The following is an 18,850-nucleotide window of genomic DNA, read 5'->3' as shown; positions in this document are numbered from 1 at the left end:
CAACACCCCCAGAATGTGAAATATGACGAGCATGTACGAATTTGACTTAATATTACTCCTCCTCCAGCAAATGTGCGTCTACTTAGTGATCGCATGGGTCCTCAGTCGCACCCCGCTGGTTATCCCCTTACTTAAAGTTACCATCCGCTTACCTCACAAGGTAATGTGCTACCTAATTTTTTCAGTATTTTGCATTATCGGTACTTATTTTGGTTTGCATATCAATGATTCTATTGCGAATACTCGCGCCATTGGTGCCGTACTTGGTGGCTTATTAGGTGGCCCTGCGGTAGGCTTTGCCGTCGGTTTTACTGGCGGATTACATCGTTACTCATTGGGTGGCATGAGCGCCTTTGCCTGTATGGTCTCAACGATTGTTGAAGGGTTGATTGGTGGGCTAGTTCATCGTCACTTTATGAAACGTGGCGAAATTAATAAAATTTTTAACCCTGTGATCGCCAGCTGTGTCACTTTTATTGCTGAAATCATACAGATGCTAATTATTTTGTTGTTAGCAAAACCTTTCGATGAAGCCCTCGAACTCGTTAAAAATATCGCGGCACCGATGGTTATCGCGAACACGATTGGCGCAGCCATGTTTATTCGTATTTTACTCGACCGCCGCGCTATTGTTGAAAAATACACCACTGCATTCTCTGCTCAGGCGCTAAAAATCGCCTTAACTACTGAAGGAATTCTGCGTAAAGGCTTCAATGCTGACAACAGTATGAAAGTCGCTAAGATTATTTATCAAGAATTAGAAATTGGTGCCGTTGCTATTACTGATCGTGAAAAAATACTCGCATTTATTGGTATTGGTGCTGATCACCATCGGCCCGGAACACCGATCTCATCCATTCAATCAAGACAAGCCATTGAAAATAATGAAGTTGTATATGCTGACGGTAATGAAACCCCGTATAAATGTTCATTAAGCCCTACCTGCAAGCTTGGTTCTGCATTAGTGATCCCATTACGTGGAGAAAACGAAAAGGTCATTGGCACAATAAAACTGTATGAAGCGAAAAATAGCCTGTTTAGTTCCATAAACCGGACCCTAGGTGAAGGGATCGCTAGCTTATTTTCTGCACAAATTTTAGCGGGCCAATATGAGCGCAATAAACAATCACTTTTACAGTCAGAAGTGAAGTTACTTCATGCGCAAGTGAACCCTCACTTTTTGTTCAATGTGCTCAACACGCTGCAAGCAGTGATCCGCAAAGATAGCCAGCAAGCAGGCCAGCTTGTGCAGTATATTTCGACATTTTTTCGCAATAATTTAAAACGGCCTGAACAAAATGCCACGCTTGGTGAAGAAATTGAACATATCAACGCCTATTTGCAGATAGAGAAAGCCCGTTTTCAAGAAAACTTACAGATCCATATCGAAATTCCTGAGGAAGTTAAACAGGTTGAACTTCCTGCATTTACCTTGCAACCCCTTGTTGAAAATGCAATTAAACACGGTACCTCACAGTTATTAGAGACTGGATATATTACAATACGCAGTTATATCGGTAGCAAGCACGTCTATATTGAAATAGAAGATAACGCGGGGCTCTACCAACCAGCGAAGCAAAGTGATGGCTTAGGGATGGGCTTAGTCGATAAACGCTTACGTTTAAAATATGGCGAACAATATGGTATCAGTGTAGAACATGAGCCGGAAAAATTCACTCGAATGAAAATTCGCCTGCCTTATTTGGCTACAACATAATAATGATAAAATTACCTCTATGAATGTATTGATTGTTGATGACGAACCTCTGGCACGTGAAAACGTGCGTTGCCTACTCGAAGAGCACGATGATATTGAAATTATTGGTGAATGCGCCAATGCGATTGAAGCAATTGGAATGATCCACAAAAAAAAGCCTGATGTGGTTTTTCTGGATATTCAAATGCCACGCTTAACAGGCCTTGAAATGGTGCGCATGTTAGACCCAGAAGACCGCCCCTATATTGTGTTTCTTACCGCTTTTAATGAATTTGCCATTCAGGCTTTTGAAGAACATGCATTTGATTACTTGTTAAAGCCGCTTGAAACGGAGCGACTGGAAAAAACCTTGAATCGCTTACGTCAAGGTAAGCAAAAGCAGAACCTTGAACTTCTAGCCAATAACGAACCGCTAAAATTTATTCCATGCACAGGACACAGCCGCATTTACTTAATGAAGCTTGATGAGGTGCTATATGCCACTTCGCGTATGAGTGGTGTGTATGTGATGAGCACGCAAGGGCAAGAAGGCTTTACTGAGCTCACCTTGCGCACATTAGAAATGCGCACACCATTAGTGCGCTGCCATCGCCAATATTTGGTCAATATGACTCAGCTAAATGAAATTCTGTTTGGTGATAGTGGGCAAGCAGAGTTAGTACTTAGTTCCGGTGAACATATACCTGTCAGCCGTCGTTACCTCAAACCACTGAAAGAGGCACTGGGCTTGGTTTAAGTGGCACTTCAACTCCTCACATATAAACTTAGTGTATAAATTAATAATAAATTTGTACACCAAACTAATTTTTTCTATAATTAGAAATATAAGTTCAAAAAACACACAATACGTTATTCTGTATTCCGAGTTGTGTGTTCACCATTTATAGGAACAAAATATGTCTAATACAATGTCGCAAAAAGCCGCACGTGAAGGCCTTGGTAACCCTGAACTCTTTAAGGGCGGCGTTTTTGTAACAAAAAATGGGCAATCTGAGCTTTTTATCCAAACAAGTGAAGAGCGTGAAATAGAGTTAAAAGAAAGGGAAAGAGAGCGCCAAGCAAATGCGCTGCTAAAATTGGTGATGGCAGCAAAAGATGATGTTAAAAATAAGAGAACCTTATCACCAGAAGAAGCGCTAGAAAAATTACGTGCAGCAAGAAAATAATGAAAGGAAATTGTGATGGAACAACCATATACAGTCACCCTCGCAGAAACTGCATTATGGTCACTACAGGATGTAGAATCGTTTAAAATCAATTTTATGAGTAGTGTTCAAGCAGCAGCGTTTGTTGATGAGCTACTCTTATCATCCGTAAGAGCAATATCAGAAGATCCTAAACGTTATCGCCCAAATCAAATGTTAGCCGATAATGGTCTGCTAATTCGGGAGCGAATCGATGCAATTAGCCAATATCGTTGTTTATATGAATTTGATATGCAAACAAATAACGTCGTTATTCTACTTTTTATTAGCACTGCACAAGATTTAGAAAAAACGCTTTATCGCTACTATATACTCAGGTAAGAATGACCAAATACTTAGGTAAGAGTGACTGTAACAAAAAAACCCGCATTTCCAAGAAATACGGGTTTTCATTTATTAGGAATTAAATTCCCTAAAACCTAGCAATTACGCGTTATGGCTGCTGCTACGACGACGAGGAGCCGCATTGGTGCCATCTTGGCGTGGAGCAGAGTTACCACGGTCACGGTTACCACCGCCACGACGCTCACCACCGCCACGACGTTCGCCACCGCGCTCACCACCACGGTCATTACGACGACCTGCCCCGAAACCAACTTCGCTACCGCCTTCACGACGTGGACCACCACGACGCTCACCGCCACCACGACGTTCGAACGGTTGTGCATCACCGATCAGCTGCATTTGAGTGGGTTTATTCAAAATACGAGCACGGCTTAAGTGAGTTAACACGTCAGTTGGCATGCCTTTTGGTAATTCAATTGTCGAGTGAGTTCCGTACAATTTGATATTACCGATATAACGGCTGCTGATATCCGCTTCGTTAGCAATCGCCCCAACAATGTGACGAACTTCCACACCATCATCACGGCCAACTTCAATACGGTACATTTCCATATCACCCACATCACGACGCTCACGACGACCGCCACGCTCACCGCGCTCAGCACGGTCAAAACCATTGCCGTTGCTGTTACGGTCACGACGATCACCACCACGACGGTCATCACGGTCATTAAATTCACGGCGTGGACGACGTGGCGCATCAGGTGGCAGGATCAGTGCACGCTCACCTTGAGCCATTTTTAATAATGCCGCTGCCAATGTTTCCATGTCGACATCTTCTGATGGAGACATTTTCGCTAACAGTGAACGATATTGGTCTAAATCGCTGCTTTCTAATTGCTGTTGAATTTTCTCAGCAAATTTCGCCTGACGACGTTGGCTCAACAGATCTGCATCTGGTAATTCAACTTCAGGGATAGTCAGTTTCATCGTGCGTTCAACATTACGCAGCAGACGACGTTCACGGTTCTCAACGAACAGTAACGCACGACCTGCACGGCCTGCACGACCTGTACGACCAATACGGTGAACGTAAGACTCAGCATCCATTGGGATGTCATAGTTAACAACTAAACTAATACGCTCAACGTCCAGACCACGTGCTGCAACGTCAGTTGCGATCAAGATATCTAAACGACCATCTTTTAAGCGCTCTAAAGTTTGCTCACGCAGTGCTTGGTTCATGTCACCATTAAGTGCAGCACTGTTGTAGCCATTGCGTTCTAACGCTTCAGCCACTTCTAATGTCGCATTTTTGGTACGCACGAAAATAATCGCTGCATCGAAGTCTTCCGCTTCTAAGAAACGTACTAATGCTTCATTTTTACGCATGCCATACACTGTCCAATAGCTCTGAGCAATGTCTGGACGAGTGGTAATGCTAGCCTGAATACGAATTTCTTTCGGGTCTTTCATAAAACGACGTGTAATACGACGAATTGGCTCAGGCATTGTTGCAGAGAACAGCGCAGTTTGGTGCTCAGCTGGAATTTGGCTCATGATGTTTTCAACATCTTCAATGAAGCCCATACGCAGCATTTCATCAGCTTCGTCTAAGACTAAGCCTTTTAATTTAGAAAGATCTAACGTGCCACGTTTTAAGTGATCAAGAAGGCGACCCGGTGTACCCACAACAATTTGTGGTCCTTGGCGCAGTGCACGTAATTGTACGTCATAACGTTGACCACCATACAGGGCAACAACGTTAACGCGGTTCATATGTTTAGAGAAATCGCTCATTGCTTCCGCCACTTGAACAGCCAACTCACGAGTTGGAGCAAGTACTAAAATTTGCGGAGCTTTTAAATCTGGGTCGATGTTATGCAGTAATGGCAAACTAAATGCAGCCGTTTTGCCGCTACCCGTTTGTGCCATACCTAAAACATCATTGCCATCCATTAACAATGGAATACATTGTTGCTGGATTGGAGATGGTTTTTCATATCCCAGGTCATTCAGTGCTGTCAAAATAGATGCTGATAAACCTAACTCAGCAAAAGAAATATCGGTCTCAGTAGTCATGTAAAGGTGCCTCATACTTAATGGCAGCCAGTTTACATAACCATGGGAAAATCATTTCGGTCATTTTCATTTAAAATGTGAACTGGCTCAAATTGTGTTTATTAAACGAACAAATAGGCCGTCACCCCGAGGGATGATGACTTAAAAAAATATCGTGAAATGTTCGTCAGCTATTGCTGGCCCGATTCTAAAAGGTCGTCTTGTTCTTGGCCTAACAGCGCCAATTCCAACAATGCATAGCGGTGTTCAACAAAGCTGTGAGCGTTGTTAGCCACCGTCAGTTTGAATAACGCAACTGCGCTATTCTTATCCCCCAGACTTAGGTAATGTTTACCTAAATAGAAGTTAGTTTCACTGAGATGCTCAGCGAGCGAAGTGTTATCCGTAGATGTTTCTTTCAAACGCTCCATCAATGTCGTTTCATTGATGTTGCCAAGATAGAATTCTACGATATTCCAGCCCCATTGCCCTTTCTCCGCTTGGTTGTAGCGGGCGGCAAGATTATCTTGCGCCATACGCGGGTCTATGTCTTTCTCTACGAGATAAAGCCACAGAGTACGAAAAGGATCATTTGGATCTATCTGATAATACGCCAGCAGATCATCCTGCGCTAGTTTGTATCGTTCACCGTAATATAATGCGATGCCACGATTCATTCGCGCGAAATTGTAAGTTGGATCAAGCTCTAAAACAGAATCAAACGCTTCATAGGCAGCATCATAATTCCCTGCCTGCGTAAAATATATCCCTAAAAAATTAAAAACTTCAGGAATATCAGGACGAATGGCTAACGCAGTTGAAAAATCATTACGCGCCAGCGCCCTTAAACCGAGACTATCATACAACACACCGCGCTCATATAAAAGCTGTGCGTATTCATCATCGGTTAAAGACCGGCTCGCAAGGATTTGTTCCATACGAGCCAGTATCACTTCTTGTTGCAATGAAGGTTGAAGTGGAACGGCAAATACCTCGTTCTTTCGCCAATCTTTGCTACTACATCCAATAATAACAAAAAAGATAAGCGCCAAGAGCACACGCGGTAACGTGCGATAATCTCTCACCCGAAGACAGATACTGTTCAACATACTCCGCCCTTACATTACCACGCTTTACAAATTATGGTTTCAGCAAACTTAGGCTGATAGCGCCCTAACTTAATAGAGCGCTGTTAGGCCAGCTTACTCTGCTGAGTCCTGCGGTTGCGCTGCTTGTTCTTCAGTTGCTACCGCTTCTTTCATGCTAAGACGGATACGCCCTTGACGGTCGATTTCCAATACTTTAACAGGAACTTCTTGACCCATTTGCAGGTAATCAGTCACTTTCTCAACACGTTTGTCCGCGATTTGAGAAATGTGAACCAGACCTTCTTTACCGCCACCGATAGCAACAAATGCACCAAAGTCGACGATGCGAGTTACTTTACCTGGGTAAATGCGGCCCACTTCAACTTCTGCAGTAATGTCTTCGATACGACGAATAGCTTCTTTCGCTTTTATGCCATCCGTTGCTGCAATCTTCACAGTACCGTCATCTTCGATTTCGATTGTTGTGCCTGTCTCTTCCGTTAACGCACGGATCACAGAACCACCTTTACCGATGACATCTTTGATTTTGTCTGGGTTAATGCGGATAGTGTAAATACGTGGAGCAAATTCAGAGATTTCTTCACGTGGACCATTGATTGCTTGTTCCATCGTACCAAGAATGTGCAAACGCGCACCTTTTGCTTGGTTTAATGCAACTTGCATGATCTCACTAGTGATACCTTCGATTTTGATGTCCATTTGCAGTGCGCTGATACCTTCACGGCTACCAGCTACTTTAAAGTCCATATCACCTAAGTGGTCTTCATCACCTAAGATATCGGACAGAACAACGAAGTCGTTGCCTTCTTTTACCAGACCCATGGCAATACCAGCAACCGCTGCTTTAATTGGTACACCAGCATCCATCAGAGCCAGAGACGCACCACAAACAGACGCCATTGAAGACGAGCCGTTAGATTCAGTAATCTCAGACACCACACGTACGGTGTATGGGAAATCTGCGTGGTCAGGCATAACAGCTAACACACCGCGTTTCGCTAAACGGCCATGGCCAATTTCACGACGTTTTGGTGAACCGACCATGCCGGTTTCACCGACAGAATATGGAGGGAAGTTGTAGTGGAACAAGAAACGGTCAGTGTACTCGCCCATTAATTGGTCGATAACCTGTGCATCACGCTCTGTACCTAATGTTGCAGTCACTAACGCCTGAGTTTCACCACGAGTGAACAACGCAGAACCGTGAGTACGTGGCAGAACACCAGTACGTACATCCAGTGCACGGACCATATCTTTTTCGCGGCCATCGATACGTGGCTCACCACGAATAACACGGCTACGAACCACTTGTTTTTCTAAGTTAGCTAAAATATCACCCACTTCAGAAACATCAACGTTTTCATCTTCTGCAACTAATACCGCAGTGACTTCTTCTTTGATTAAGTCAACTTGTGCGTAACGTTCTTGTTTCTCGGTAATGCGGTATGCATCACCCATGCGGCTTTCTGCTAATGCAGCAACACGGTCGTTCAGAGCTTGGTTAACTGGCTCTGGCTGCCAATCCCATTTCTCTTTACCGGCTTCTTTCACTAATTCATTGATATTCTGAATAACAACTTGTTGTTGATCGTGGCCGAATACCACCGCACCTAACATTTGTTCTTCACTTAATAAATCAGCTTCAGATTCAACCATTAATACCGCGTTATCAGTACCTGCAACCACTAAGTCTAAACGGCTATTTTTCAGCTCGTCCGCTGTTGGGTTCAGAACATATTGGTCGTTGATAAAACCAACACGAGCCGCACCGATTGGGCCATTGAATGGAACACCAGAAAGCGCTAATACCGCAGATGCACCGATCATCGCAACGATATCTGGGTTAACTTGTGGGTTAACAGAGACAACGGTCGCAATGATTTGAATTTCGTTGTAAAAACCTTCTGGGAACAGAGGACGCAGAGGACGGTCAATCAAACGTGCGATTAACGTTTCGCCTTCACCAGGACGACCTTCACGACGGAAGAAACTTCCCGGGATACGGCCCGCTGCATATGTACGTTCTTGATAGTTAACTGTTAAAGGGAAGAAGTCTTGGCCTTCTTTCACTTTCTTCTGTGCAACTGCAGTTACAAATACTGCAGTGTCATCCATGTTAACCATAACAGCAGCAGATGCTTGGCGTGCAATCATACCTGTTTCAATCGAAACAGTATGTTGACCATATTGGAATTTACGAACAATAGGATTTAACACTATATTACCCTTTTTGTAAGGCACCTTGAGATTCTCAGGGTGCATTGGCTTACTCTTCCTACTACAGCCTCGCGACTAATGAGAATACTGATATTCCCGTGATCAATTCTCTCATTAGCCGCGCGAATCGGATGTAGCGAAGAGGCATTAATAAAACTGCTTACTACGACTTATAGCTTAGCATTTAAGTTAAGTATAATTCGAGTATTACTTCAACTTTCAAAACAACTTTTAGAAGAAAAGGGGCCATTTGGCCCCTTTCCCCTGAAACTGACAAGATTAACGACGCAGACCTAAACGCTCGATAAGAGCTGTGTAGCGCGCGATATCTTTACCTTTCAAGTAAGCTTGTAAGCGACGACGCTGAGCAACCATACGCAGCAGACCACGACGGCTGTGGTGATCTTTTTTGTGCTCTGCAAAGTGGCTTTGCAGGTGGTTGATTTGTGCAGTCAGCAGAGCGATTTGAACTTCGCTTGAACCAGTGTCATTTTCACCGCGGCCGAACTCAGCAACGATTTTAGCTTTCGCTTCATTACTTAGAGACATAATAAACTCCAAAATGATTAATGTAAGTGATGAGAGCCAATCTCTAATTTAGCATCTCAAGATTAAGCGCCGCTATTCTACGCTGCTTAAGGCAGCAAAGCAATAAGCGCCACTATGCGGACGGTTCATTTTCCACGACCAAACGCTTCGGTGCAAGTCTGCCATCTTCGCTGATAAGAGCAATACCGATAAACCGTTGCGCTTCACCGCAGGTGACACGTACCATACACCCCTCTTCAAGGGCTTGCACTGCGGCTCTCACAGGTTGACCCTGTTTGAAATAAGCCGCTGTTTCTTCTGTAATATTTACTGCTGGAAAATGAACAACTGCGGTATCCATTGGCAATAATAAAGAGTCAAGCAAGGACTCAAAAGAACCTTCACCCGCATCGACTTTTGCCCGTAAAGCGGCTAGTTGCTCCAATGTTACCATTCGCTCATAAGGATAGTTAGCCACTTGCACTCGACGCAGGTAAATGACATGCGCACCACAGCCTAACATCTCACCTAAATCATCGATAATTGTACGAATATAGGTGCCTTTAGAACAGTGTATTTCCAGTTCTAATTCGTTATTTTCTAAACGAATAAACTGTAATTCATACACTGTAATTGGACGAGCTTCACGTTCAACGGTAATACCTTTACGCGCATATTCATACAATGGACGACCTTGGTGTTTCAACGCTGAATACATTGAAGGAACTTGTAATGTATCACCACGGAAAAATTCTAAAGCATCATCCAGTTGCTGCTGTGTAAACTCTACGTTACGCTCACTAATAATTTCGCCATGTGAATCTGACGTATCAGTACGCTGCCCAAGACGAGCAATGACGCGATAACGTTTATCTGAATCGAGTAAAAACTGGGAAAATTTCGTCGCTTCGCCGAGACAAACAGGCAACATTCCTGTTGCTAGAGGGTCAAGTGCCCCCGTGTGCCCAGCTTTATTGGCATTAAAAAAGCGCCGCACTTTCTGCAGCGCATCATTTGAAGAAATATCCGTGGGTTTATCCAGCAGCACTACACCGTCAATATTACGGCCGCTACGACGACGCCCCATTATTTTTCCTCTTTATCACTAACATCCGCACGACGTTTTTCATCATCGCGGATCACATTTGACACTAAATTAGACATCCGCATACCGTCAACAAGTGAATTATCATATTCAAATGTTAACTCAGGAATAATACGCAAGCGCATTGCTTTCCCAATTAATGAACGTATAAAACCAGACGCTTCATTTAATGCTTTAATGCCATCTGCAACCATTTCTTCTTCGCTTTTATCATTAGCGATATTGAAGAAAGTCACAAAGACTTTACCGTATGCAAGGTCGCGAGATAACTCGACACCTGAAACAGTAGCCATACCAATACGCGGATCTTTGATCTCGCGCTGTAAAATGATCGCAATTTCTTTTTGCATCTCTTGTGCTACGCGTTGTGCACGACTGAATTCTTTTGCCATCGTTATATCTCCTGACAATAAAGGGGGCAAGCGCCCCCTCATTCATACTGGTTTGTCACCACGACATTTCGTGGGTACTCACAAAATTAACCGTCGATAGAACGTTTAACTTCAATGATTTCGAAGACTTCGATCATATCGCCGACACGGACATCATTGTAGTTCTTAACGCCGATACCACATTCCATGCCGTTACGAACTTCGCTGACGTCATCTTTAAAGCGACGCAGTGATTCTAACTCACCTTCATAGATAACGACGTTATCACGCAGGACACGGATTGGGTTGTTACGTTTAATGGTACCTTCAGTAACCATACAACCAGCAACAGCGCCGAATTTCGGTGATTTAAACACATCACGAACTTCTGCAAGACCAATAATTTGCTGCTTGTATTCAGGCGCTAACATACCGCTCATCGCTTGTTTGATTTCATCAATTAAGCTATAGATAACAGAGTAGTAGCGTAAGTCAACGCTTTCACTTTCAATCACACGACGCGCAGAAGCATCTGCACGTACGTTGAAGCCTAAAATGATAGCATTCGATGCCGCTGCTAATGTTGCGTCAGTTTCAGTGATACCACCAACACCAGAACCGATGATTTTAATTTTAACTTCATCAGTCGACAGCTTCATTAGAGAGTCAGTAATCGCTTCACAAGTACCTTGAACGTCGGTTTTCAGAACGATATTCAGCTCAGAAACTTTACCTTCTTCCATGTTAGCAAACATGTTTTCCAGTTTAGATTTCTGCTGACGAGCGAGTTTAACATCACGGAATTTACCTTGACGATACAGGGCAACTTCACGTGCTTTTTTCTCGTCACGTACAACTGTCGCTTCATCACCTGCAGAAGGTACGCTAGACAGACCTAAAATCTCGACTGGCATTGAAGGACCTGCAGACTGAACATCTTTACCTAATTCGTTACGCATTGCACGAATACGGCCATATTCGAAACCACACAGGACGATGTCGCCTTTGTTCAATGTACCTTCTTGAACTAAGATTGTCGCAACTGGGCCACGACCTTTGTCCAGATAAGATTCAACGACCACACCACTCGCCATACCGGTATAAACAGCTTTAAGTTCTAATACTTCAGCTTGCAGCAACAGCGCATCAAGTAAATCGTCAATACCTGTACCCACTTTCGCAGATACACCGATAAATTGAGTGTCACCGCCCCACTCTTCAGAAATAACACCGTACTGAGACAGTTCATTTCTTACACGGTCAATGTCAGCTTCTGGCTTATCAATTTTGTTCACTGCAACTACGATTGGCACACCCGCCGCTTTTGCGTGCTGGATAGCTTCGATTGTTTGTGGCATTACACCATCGTCCGCAGCAACAACCAGTACAACGATATCTGTTGCCTGAGCACCACGAGCACGCATAGAAGTAAACGCGGCGTGACCTGGGGTATCTAAGAAGGTAATCATACCTTTGTCAGTTTGGACGTGGTATGCACCAATGTGCTGAGTAATACCACCCGCTTCGCCTGACGCCACTTTCGTTGAACGGATGTAGTCAAGTAAAGAAGTTTTACCGTGGTCAACGTGACCCATGATAGTAACAACTGGTGCACGTGGCTCTTGCATTGCAGAGCCTGTGTCACGGTCATTCATTACTGACTCTTCTAATTCGTTTTCACGACGCAGAATAACTTTGTGGCCCATTTCTTCTGCAACTAACTGTGCAGTTTCTTGGTCAATCACTTGGTTGATAGTCGCCATTGCGCCCATCTTCATCATCGTTTTGATGACTTGAGAACCTTTTACTGCCATTTTATTAGCAAGTTCACCAACAGTGATCGTTTCGCCAATCACAACATCACGGTTAACCGCAGCTGCTGGCTTAGTAAAGCTTTGTTGTAAAGAACTACCTTTACGTTGTTTACCTTTACTGCGACCTGAACGGCCTGCGGCTCGTTCTTCTTCGCGATCTGCTTTTTCAGAAAGTTTATTACCTTTCTTTTGGCGAGGTGCTTTTGCAGTACGATTACGTGAACGACGGCCTTCTTCTTTCTCATCACTTTCATCTTCAGCCGCACGAGCGTGCGTCGAAGTTGTCGTGTGATAATCGCTGTCTTCTTCAGTTTTCGTTTCAGCAGTCCACTTTTCACCGTTTTCTTCTGCCATTTTGCGAGCTTCTTCAGCTACACGGCGTGCTTCTGCTTCAACTTTGCGCTGAGTTTCTTCTTCAGCTTTACGTTTTAGCTCCGCAGCTTCAGCTTCACGGCGTTGTTTGTCGGCATTACTTTCTACAGCTTTGCCTGTCTTTTGTTGATTTTCGCTTGGTTTCACTTTTTCTCTTTCCGCTGCTTCGCGCGTAGCTTTATCTGCTGCTTCACGTTTTGCTTTCTCTTGGGCTTCACGTTTTGCCTTTTCTTCCGCTTCACGTTTAGCGGTTTCTTCTGCTAATCGTTTTGCTTCTGCTTGACGTTGTGCCAGTTCTTCAGCTTCGCGCTGTGCCTGCTCTTCCGCTTCACGCTGCGCCTGCTCTTCCGCTTTTGCTTCTTCAGCATCACGGTTCACATAAGTGCGTTTTTTGCGGACTTCGACATTTACCGATTTGCTTTTGCCACCGGTGACGGGAACACTCAGCGTACTACGAGTTTTGCGCTGTAGTGTCATTTTGCTTGGCTGACCCGTTGCCCCGCCTTGTTCACGGTTTAAATGGCTCAGTAAAGCTTCTTTTTCTGACTGGCTAACAGAGTCATTCTCACCTTTTTTGATCCCTGCTTCAGCAAATTGCTGTACCAGGCGATCAACTGTGGTTTGAATTTCCGTTGCCAATGTTTTTACAGTTTCTGTCATGCCGTTCCTTCCTGCTACAGTGTTTACGCATCGTTACCGAACCAGCAAATATTACGTGCGGCCATGATGAGCGTACCTGCTTTCTCATCATCCAGACCTTCAATATCAATCAGGTCGTCGATGCCCTGCTCAGCAAGATCTTCCAGTGTACAGATTCCACGAGTAGCCAAATTATAGGCAAGAGTACGATCCATACCTTCAAGATTCAATAAATCTTCTGCTGGCTGATTATCACCTAGGCTCTCTTTTTGAGCCAATTCTATTGTGGTGAGGGCCGCTTTCGCTCTTTCACGTAGAACTTCAACAGTCTCTTCGTCAAGACCATCAATTTCCAGAAGTTCATTAATAGGCACGTAAGCCAGTTCTTCTAACGTCGAGAAGCCTTCTTCAACAAGTGCAGTGGCAAACTCTTCATCAATATCAAGATGCTTGGTGAATGTATCAATAGAAGCATGTGCTTCTGCCTGATGTTTTGCATTGAGCTCTTCTGCGGTCATGACATTTAATTCCCATTTGTCATCACCACGGTGTTTTTTCAGTAATTGAGCTGCCAGACGCACGTTTTGACCGTTACGCCCAATGGCTTGTGCCAAATTACTACTTTCTACGGCAACATCCATCGTACATTTGTCTTCATCGACGACAATAGATGCAACATCAGCCGGAGCCATAGCATTAATAACGAACTGAGCTGGGTTATCATCCCATAACACAATATCAATTCTTTCGCCGCCTAGTTCACTAGAAACGGCTTGAACACGTGCACCACGCATACCAACACAAGCACCAACTGGGTCGATACGCTTGTCATTAGTTTTAACTGCGATTTTTGCACGAGAACCTGGATCACGGGCAGCGGCTTTGATTTCAATAATTTCTTCGCCGATTTCTGGCACTTCAATGCGGAATAATTCAATCAACATTTCAGGGCGAGAACGCGTAACAAAAAGCTGTGCGCCGCGTGCTTCAGGACGAACATCATACAGGACTCCGCGGATACGGTCACCTGGACGGAAATTTTCACGTGGCAACATATCTTCACGCAGAATAACGGCTTCAGCGTTATTGCCTAAATCTAACGTGATATTTTCACGATTAACTTTTTTTACCTGAGCAGTGATGATTTCACCTTGTTGCTCACGGAATTGGTCAACAACCATCGCACGTTCTGCTTCACGAACTTTCTGTACGATAACTTGTTTAGCTGTTTGAGTGGTAATACGGTCAAATACAACAGACTCGATTTGGTCTTCGACGTACTCTCCAAGCTGCAGCGCTGGATCTTCGTATTGAGCCGCTTCCAACGTAATTTCACGTGTTGGCATTGTGACTTCTTCCACAATTAACCAACGACGGAACGTGTCGAAATCACCTGATTTACGGTCAATTTCCACACGGACATCAATTTCTTGCTCGTATTTCTTTTTAGTCGCCGTCGCTAATGCAGTTTCCAGAGCCTCGAAGATTTTTTCACGAGGGAGGGATTTTTCGTTAGAAACCGCTTCTACAACAGCCAGAATTTCTTTATTCATCCTAGTTGCCTCATTGAACTTTATTAAAAGTGGGGTACCAAGTTAGCTTTCTGGATGTTGCCGAGGGCGAACACCTCATCCTTACCATCTACAGTAACCGTAATCATTTCACCGTCTATGGCCTTAATAATTCCTTGCCACTTACGGCGGTTCTGCATTGCTATACGCAAAGTCAATGCCACCTCTTCCCCCATAAAACGCTCGTAATGCGCAATGGTGAATAATGGACGCTCAAGCCCTGGTGACGATATTTCCAGGTTATAAATGACAGAAATTGGATCTTCAACGTCCAATACTGCACTGACCTGATGGCTGACATCAGCACAATCATCAACAGTGATGCCTTCTTCACTATCAATGAAGACACGCAGTGTTGATGTACGGCCACGGACAAACTCTAAGCCTACAAATTCAAAGCCTAGCGCCTCCACAGGTGCTGAGATCATCTCTGTTAATTTCTGTTCTAATGTGGACAAGCCCACCCCCAGACATAAAAAAAGGGCTATAAAAGCCCAGTTAATTCGATTGTCAAATAACAAAAAACCCCGAAATTCGGGGCTTTATGCAACTGGACCCTGTAGTGCACGGGTTCACCATATTCTTATTATACCTGTAAAATCTAGAGAAATCGATGAGAAATTTTGAGAGCTGTTAGATAACTGCACTTGATTACTACACCGGATAACTACTATAGACTGCGATACTGACAAGGTATGTTGAATAAGAAATGGTTGCGGGAGCCGGATTTGAACCGACGACCTTCGGGTTATGAGCCCGACGAGCTACCAAGCTGCTCCATCCCGCGTTCGAAAACGTGTCATATTCTACACGGATAACCTGTAAATCACAAGCTATCTAAAATAATGGTGCCGAGGACGGGACTTGAACCCGTACGCCCGTTTTGTAGGCACTACCACCTCAAGGTAGCGTGTATACCAATTTCACCACCTCGGCACTGAGGCGAGGTTATCAATACTTAATCAATAACCTCAAATTTTAACTTCTCACTCATCGCTGAGCTTACTACTTAATGATGGCATTAGTTGCCTTCATTCGGAATCTTTCACACTTAACGAGGGATATCGCTCGTTGGTGTAGCTGGTGCTGCCGGAACGTCTGTTGGTTGCTCGACTTTAGTAGGTTCACTAATGTTTTCCCACTTACTACCACTACCAGTTCCGTACTTGTTGGCAGTCATATTGCCAAGTATTAAACTGATGATGAAAAACACAGCAGCCAAGATCCCAGTCATACGGGTCATGAAGTTACCTGAACCCGATGAACCAAACAGTGTTGCAGAAGCGCCCGCACCGAATGAAGCTCCCATGTCAGCACCTTTACCTTGCTGTAACATGATCAGACCAATAAGCCCGATAGCCGCTAGCAAGAATATAATTAAAAGAGCTACATACATTTGAGTTACCTATTCAGTTGCGGTGCATAGCGTAATGCTATGACCTTTATCACTGCACACCTACTCATTTCGACCGCGAAGAAACACTCTTACGGGATTGAGCAGGTGCGAATACTAACCAAAGCTGAGCAGACAAGCAAGTCTATTTTGACTCCATTTGATTATTTGCAGAAAAAAACAACAAATCATCAAAATATTGCTCAGCTTCACCAATAACAACTTAGCCAGCTGCTTTTACGGCATCAGCAATGCGGTTTGCCATTGCAGTCACATCAGCTTCGTTTTCACCTTCAACCATGACACGGATTAACGGTTCTGTTCCTGATTTTCTCAGTAACACACGGCCTTTTCCTGCCAATTGTTTTTCAACTTCTTCGTTCGCAGCAACTACCGCATCACTCTGTAATGGGTCGTGTTGGCCTTTGAAACGAACATTGACTAACACTTGAGGTAATAATTTCATACCACTGCATAAATCGTGTAGGCTCATATGGTTACGTACCATTGCACTTAATACTTGCAAGCCCGCTACAATCCCGTCACCGGTAGTCGTTTTATCTAATAAAATCACGTGACCTGAGTTTTCAGCCCCCATGCGCCAGCCTTTTTCCTGTAGTTTTTCGAGCACATAGCGGTCGCCCACTTTTGCACGCTCAAAAGGAATTCCTAGCTGTTTTAGGGCGATTTCTAACCCCATATTACTCATCAAGGTTCCGATAACGCCACCTTTAAGCTGACCTTGGCGTAGCGCTTCACGAGCAATAATAAAGAGAATTTGGTCACCATCAACTTTTTCACCGAGGTGGTCGACCATAATAATACGGTCACCGTCACCATCAAATGCTAAACCGACGTGGGCTTTTTCTTCTAATACTTTTTGTTGTAGCTGACGAACATCCGTTGCACCACATTCTTCATTGATGTTGATCCCGTTCGGATCGCAACCAATAGTGATGACTTCAGCCCCTAATTCACGAAACACATTTGGTGCGATGTGATAAGTAGCCCCGTTAGCACAGTCAATGACGATTTTTAAGCTAGACAGGCTTTGTTCGCTTGGGAACGTTCCTTTACAGAACTCAATATAACGGCCTGCAGCATCGACTATGCGGTTTGCACGACCTAACTCTGCTGACTCAACGCAGGTAATCGGCTTTTCCATTTCAGCTTCAATGGCTTCTTCTACTTCATCAGGCAGCTTAGTTCCATCAATTGAGAAGAATTTGATCCCATTATCATAATAAGGGTTATGAGATGCGGAAATCACAATCCCCGCTTCTGCACGGAAAGTGCGTGTTAAATAAGCGACTGCAGGGGTTGGCATTGGGCCTGTGAAAGATGCAGATAGACCTGCAGCTGCTAAGCCTGCTTCTAAAGAGGATTCCAACATATAGCCAGAAATACGCGTATCTTTACCAATAATAATTTTACGTGAGCCATGACGTGCAAGGACTTTCCCTGCCGCCCAACCTAATTTTAAAACAAAATCAGGGGTAATTGGGCTATCGCCCACTTTGCCACGAATACCATCAGTACCAAAATATTTACGGTCGCTCATACGCTTATTTTTCCTTTTCTGACAGAGTCATCTGTACCACTTGCATCGCTTGCACGGTTTCTTTGACATCATGAACTCGAATGATGTGTGCCCCTTGCATCGCAGCAATCACTGCACAAGTTAGGCTGCCTGCGAGGCGTTCTTGTGGTGGAACATTCAATAATTGTCCAATCATAGATTTACGTGACATCCCTGCCAATAGCGGTAGTCCGAAATTATGAAATTGTTCTAAGTTTGCCAATAACTGGTAATTATGCGACAAGTTTTTGCCAAAGCCAAAGCCTGGATCAAGGATAATTTGCTGTCTATCAATCCCGGCCGTCACGCATCGGGTGATTTCAGCGTTAAGATAGTCTTTTACTTCACGCACCACGTTTTCATAATTCGGTGCTTCTTGCATCGTTCTTGGCTGACCTTGCATATGCATAATACACACGGGTAAACCTGTTTTCGCAGCGACTTCTAATGCATCCGGCTCATGAAGCGAGCGAATATCATTGATGATATGCATACCTGCATTTGCGGCTTCTGCCATGACTTGTGCTTTAGATGTATCGACTGAAACCCACACATCAAAACGTTGCGCTATCGCTTCAACCACAGGGATAACTCTATCAAGTTCCTCATTCACAGAGACTTCGGCAGCGCCAGGACGGGTTGATTCACCTCCGATATCAATGATAGCCGCACCGTGTTGAACCATTTTGGCCACATGTTCAAGCGCATCCTGATAACGATTATGAGTGCCACCATCTGAAAATGAATCAGGAGTAACATTCAAAATCCCCATCACCTTAGGTGTTGATAAGTCAAGGACACTGCCTCTCGCTTTGATCTGCATTGTTATTTTTCCTTAACGAAAAAAACCCCAGCGAACTGGGGTCTTCGTATTTTATTTCACG

At 44.2% G+C, this 18,850-nt stretch carries 16 protein-coding genes and 2 tRNA genes; 4 read left to right on the top strand and 14 right to left on the bottom strand.

Going from position 1 to position 18,850, the window contains the following annotated elements; all coding sequences use genetic code 11:
• The first annotated feature begins 31 nt into the window (after positions 1-31).
• From PR800_RS14205 to PR800_RS14190, 4 genes are all read left to right on the top strand, one after another.
• Positions 32-1,717, top strand: a complete 1,686-nt coding sequence (locus PR800_RS14205; protein ID WP_102138263.1) for a sensor histidine kinase — start codon at positions 32-34, stop codon at positions 1,715-1,717.
• Between the two features lie 19 nt (positions 1,718-1,736).
• Positions 1,737-2,453 carry a two-component system response regulator BtsR gene (gene btsR, locus PR800_RS14200; RefSeq protein ID WP_102138205.1) on the top strand — a complete coding sequence of 239 codons (717 nt, stop codon included), beginning with the start codon at positions 1,737-1,739 and terminating at the stop codon, positions 2,451-2,453.
• 160 nt (positions 2,454-2,613) lie between these two features.
• Positions 2,614-2,883, top strand: a complete 270-nt coding sequence (locus PR800_RS14195; RefSeq protein ID WP_094961647.1) for a hypothetical protein — start codon at positions 2,614-2,616, stop codon at positions 2,881-2,883.
• A gap of 15 nt (positions 2,884-2,898) precedes the next feature.
• Positions 2,899-3,243: a type II toxin-antitoxin system RelE/ParE family toxin gene (locus tag PR800_RS14190; RefSeq protein ID WP_195697860.1), complete on the top strand. Its 345-nt coding sequence runs from the start codon at positions 2,899-2,901 to the stop codon at positions 3,241-3,243.
• 105 nt (positions 3,244-3,348) lie between these two features.
• Here PR800_RS14190 and PR800_RS14185 read toward each other — a convergent pair whose 3' ends face one another.
• The 14 genes from PR800_RS14185 to folP form a co-directional block, all read right to left on the bottom strand.
• A complete protein-coding gene (locus PR800_RS14185) occupies positions 3,349-5,289 on the bottom strand; it encodes a DEAD/DEAH family ATP-dependent RNA helicase (RefSeq protein WP_272531083.1) in 1,941 nt (646 codons plus the stop codon).
• A gap of 170 nt (positions 5,290-5,459) precedes the next feature.
• Positions 5,460-6,377 carry a lipoprotein NlpI gene (gene nlpI, locus PR800_RS14180; protein WP_229597492.1) on the bottom strand — a complete coding sequence of 306 codons (918 nt, stop codon included), beginning with the start codon at positions 6,375-6,377 and terminating at the stop codon, positions 5,460-5,462.
• 93 nt (positions 6,378-6,470) lie between these two features.
• Positions 6,471-8,594 (bottom strand): polyribonucleotide nucleotidyltransferase, encoded by a 2,124-nt coding sequence (pnp, locus tag PR800_RS14175; RefSeq protein ID WP_102138266.1) that lies wholly within the window; start codon positions 8,592-8,594, stop codon positions 6,471-6,473.
• Between the two features lie 279 nt (positions 8,595-8,873).
• The gene (gene rpsO, locus PR800_RS14170; RefSeq protein ID WP_004905890.1) at positions 8,874-9,143 is read right to left on the bottom strand and encodes a 30S ribosomal protein S15; all 270 of its coding nucleotides are present in this window, start codon (positions 9,141-9,143) and stop codon (positions 8,874-8,876) included.
• A gap of 112 nt (positions 9,144-9,255) precedes the next feature.
• A complete protein-coding gene (gene truB, locus PR800_RS14165) occupies positions 9,256-10,209 on the bottom strand; it encodes a tRNA pseudouridine(55) synthase TruB (RefSeq protein ID WP_102138208.1) in 954 nt (317 codons plus the stop codon).
• Positions 10,209-10,619 (bottom strand): 30S ribosome-binding factor RbfA, encoded by a 411-nt coding sequence (gene rbfA, locus PR800_RS14160; RefSeq protein ID WP_004905894.1) that lies wholly within the window; start codon positions 10,617-10,619, stop codon positions 10,209-10,211. The genes truB and rbfA overlap by 1 nt, the downstream gene beginning before the upstream one ends.
• A gap of 86 nt (positions 10,620-10,705) precedes the next feature.
• Positions 10,706-13,444, bottom strand: coding sequence for a translation initiation factor IF-2 (infB, locus tag PR800_RS14155; RefSeq protein WP_195697863.1), 2,739 nt, complete (start codon positions 13,442-13,444; stop codon positions 10,706-10,708).
• A gap of 23 nt (positions 13,445-13,467) precedes the next feature.
• A complete protein-coding gene (nusA, locus tag PR800_RS14150; protein WP_004905898.1) occupies positions 13,468-14,976 on the bottom strand; it encodes a transcription termination factor NusA in 1,509 nt (502 codons plus the stop codon).
• 23 nt (positions 14,977-14,999) lie between these two features.
• Positions 15,000-15,452 carry a ribosome maturation factor RimP gene (gene rimP / locus PR800_RS14145; protein ID WP_036958775.1) on the bottom strand — a complete coding sequence of 151 codons (453 nt, stop codon included), beginning with the start codon at positions 15,450-15,452 and terminating at the stop codon, positions 15,000-15,002.
• A 252-nt stretch (positions 15,453-15,704) separates the two neighbouring features.
• A tRNA-Met gene (locus PR800_RS14140) sits at positions 15,705-15,781 on the bottom strand.
• Positions 15,782-15,840: 59 nt separating this feature from the next.
• Positions 15,841-15,930, bottom strand: a tRNA-Leu gene (locus tag PR800_RS14135).
• A 115-nt stretch (positions 15,931-16,045) separates the two neighbouring features.
• Entirely contained in the window at positions 16,046-16,390 is a 345-nt protein-coding gene (secG, locus tag PR800_RS14130; protein WP_004905902.1) for a preprotein translocase subunit SecG, read from the bottom strand.
• Positions 16,391-16,610: 220 nt separating this feature from the next.
• A complete protein-coding gene (glmM, locus tag PR800_RS14125) occupies positions 16,611-17,948 on the bottom strand; it encodes a phosphoglucosamine mutase (RefSeq protein ID WP_166264004.1) in 1,338 nt (445 codons plus the stop codon).
• 4 nt (positions 17,949-17,952) lie between these two features.
• Entirely contained in the window at positions 17,953-18,789 is an 837-nt protein-coding gene (gene folP / locus PR800_RS14120; protein ID WP_102138211.1) for a dihydropteroate synthase, read from the bottom strand.
• Positions 18,790-18,850 lie beyond the last annotated feature (61 nt).

The organism is Providencia sp. PROV205, assembly GCF_028479505.1.
Lineage (GTDB): Bacteria > Pseudomonadota > Gammaproteobacteria > Enterobacterales > Enterobacteriaceae > Providencia > Providencia huaxiensis.
The sequence above is the reverse complement of the archived record's forward strand: the minus strand, read 5'-3'. Positions and strand labels throughout refer to the sequence as shown.